The 1,123-nt window shown below is 67.8% G+C and carries 1 protein-coding gene; it reads left to right on the top strand.

Annotation, left to right across the window (positions count from 1 at the left end; all coding sequences use genetic code 11):
* Positions 1–72: 72 nt before the first annotated feature.
* Positions 73–1,123 (top strand): phosphatase PAP2 family protein (locus tag AB0F44_RS30250; RefSeq protein WP_357361076.1); only part of this gene is annotated, 1,051 nt, incomplete at its 3' end.

The following is a 1,123-nucleotide window of genomic DNA, read 5'->3' as shown; positions in this document are numbered from 1 at the left end:
GTCGGCGCCCGGCCAGCAGCAACAGCAGTATCGCGGCACATGCGGTAATTATGGCCAGGGCCCGGATTCGGTTTGCTCGTCAGTGCGGGACTGCGCGGTGTCATCGATCGGCCACGTCCCGTCGACGGTCCGATGGCGGGGGCGCTGGATTCCTACCCCAGTGGGCACGTCATCCAAGCGGTCCTCATCGCGGGTCTGGTTCCGTTGGCGGTGGCGACACTGTTGCATCGCCGCCGGGTCATCGCGTTTCTCACCGTGCTCCTCGGGGTCGCCGCCGCGGCCGCCGCCATCGATCGGGTGGCCGAAGACCTGCACAGTCCGACCGATGTGCTGGGTGGGGCCGCCATCGGCCTGGCGCTGGTACTCGGTGCGCGATGGGTGGTCGCCCGGCCCATTGCCCATGTCGCGTGCCGGAACTGCCTGTGGTCGCCGCACCCGCAACACCAGCACACACCACGTGGGGCGATACCGCTGACCGCCTCCGGTGCTCAGATCGTGCGGTTGCTCGCCCACGTGTCCGCGGCTGCCGTCGCGATCACCCTCGCGGTACTCACCGTGACAGTCGGCGTGCCCTCCAGCGGTGAGGGCTTCGTGTTCGGATCGCGGATCGAAGTACCCGTGCAGTTGGCGCTCGCGGGCGTGGTGTCGCTCGGTGCGTTGATCTCGTGGCGGTGGGAGGCTGTCGGTGCCGTGCTGATCGCGGTGGCTGCCAGCTGCCTCGGTATCTTCGCCGCCGTCGAGTACCAGCCTGTCTACGCGATGTTGCTCGCCGCGGGCGCGATGGTGCCGTCGGTACTGCTGTGGCTCAGCTGGCAGCATCGGCGCACTGCTGTCGAATTGATCGTTCTCGCGGTGGTGACCATGTTGCTGCTGGGTGGGACCTGGTTCGGGGCGAATCGGGTGTACGCCATCTATTTCGGGCCGACTCACCCGGAAAGCGTCGCCTCCTCGTTGGCGGTGGATCGCGTCGAGTGGGTGTGGTCGGGGGGCCTGCGCAGTGACGGCGCCACCGTCAACGCCCGTTTGGCCGCAGGCCACCACGAGGCGTTCCTTCGGGCGACCGCACCGGACGGGACCGTCGTGGTCTCGAAAAATGTTGCTGCGCAAGAGCATCAGATCGTCC

The organism is Nocardioides sp. NPDC023903 (assembly GCF_040639295.1).
Classification (GTDB): domain Bacteria; phylum Actinomycetota; class Actinomycetes; order Propionibacteriales; family Nocardioidaceae; genus Nocardioides.
The sequence above is the reverse complement of the archived record's forward strand: the minus strand, read 5'-3'. Positions and strand labels throughout refer to the sequence as shown.